At 48.2% G+C, this 604-nt stretch carries 5 tRNA genes; all 5 read left to right on the top strand.

Going from position 1 to position 604, the window contains the following annotated elements:
* Positions 1-92: 92 nt before the first annotated feature.
* The 5 genes from HMPREF2937_RS06040 (at position 93) to HMPREF2937_RS06020 (ending at position 562) form a co-directional block, all read left to right on the top strand.
* A tRNA-Arg gene (locus HMPREF2937_RS06040) sits at positions 93-166 on the top strand.
* A gap of 11 nt (positions 167-177) precedes the next feature.
* Positions 178-251, top strand: a tRNA-Pro gene (locus HMPREF2937_RS06035).
* 32 nt (positions 252-283) lie between these two features.
* Positions 284-359 (top strand) — tRNA-Ala (locus tag HMPREF2937_RS06030).
* Between the two features lie 29 nt (positions 360-388).
* Positions 389-462: transfer RNA gene (locus tag HMPREF2937_RS06025), tRNA-Met, on the top strand.
* A gap of 26 nt (positions 463-488) precedes the next feature.
* Positions 489-562 (top strand) — tRNA-Ile (locus HMPREF2937_RS06020).
* Positions 563-604 lie beyond the last annotated feature (42 nt).

Genomic DNA, 604 nt, shown 5'->3' with positions numbered 1-604 from the left:
GAACTGGCAGACGCACAGGACTTAAAATCCTGCGATAAGTGATTATCGTACCGGTTCGATTCCGGTCCTCGGCACCATAATATATATAAAATGCGCCCGTAGCTCAACTGGATAGAGCGTTTGACTACGGATCAAGAGGTTATGGGTTCGACTCCTATCGGGCGCGCTTATTTTCTACGGGAAGTAGCTCAGCTTGGTAGAGCACTTGGTTTGGGACCAAGGGGTCGTAGGTTCGAATCCTGTCTTCCCGATAACCTTAGAAAAAGGATTATTAAATTAATATGGGGGCTTAGCTCAGATGGGAGAGCGCCTGCTTTGCACGCAGGAGGTCAGCGGTTCGATCCCGCTAGTCTCCACCATATTTAATTACAACATAAACCTATACAATGGCGGTGTAGCTCAGCTGGCTAGAGCGTACGGTTCATACCCGTGAGGTCGGGGGTTCGATCCCCTCCACCGCCACTAATTATTAGTTGTAAAATTATTTAGGACCTTTAGCTCAGTTGGTTAGAGCTAACGGCTCATAACCGTTCGGTCGCAGGTTCGAGTCCTGCAAGGTCCATATAATTTTTTTGGAGGAATACCCAAGTCCGGCTGAAGGGAT

Origin of the sequence: Staphylococcus sp. HMSC061G12, from assembly GCF_001838465.1 — a bacterium.
Taxonomy (GTDB): domain Bacteria; phylum Bacillota; class Bacilli; order Staphylococcales; family Staphylococcaceae; genus Staphylococcus; species Staphylococcus simulans.
Note: the sequence above shows the minus strand (reverse complement) of the source record. Positions and strands in the feature narration are given on the sequence as shown.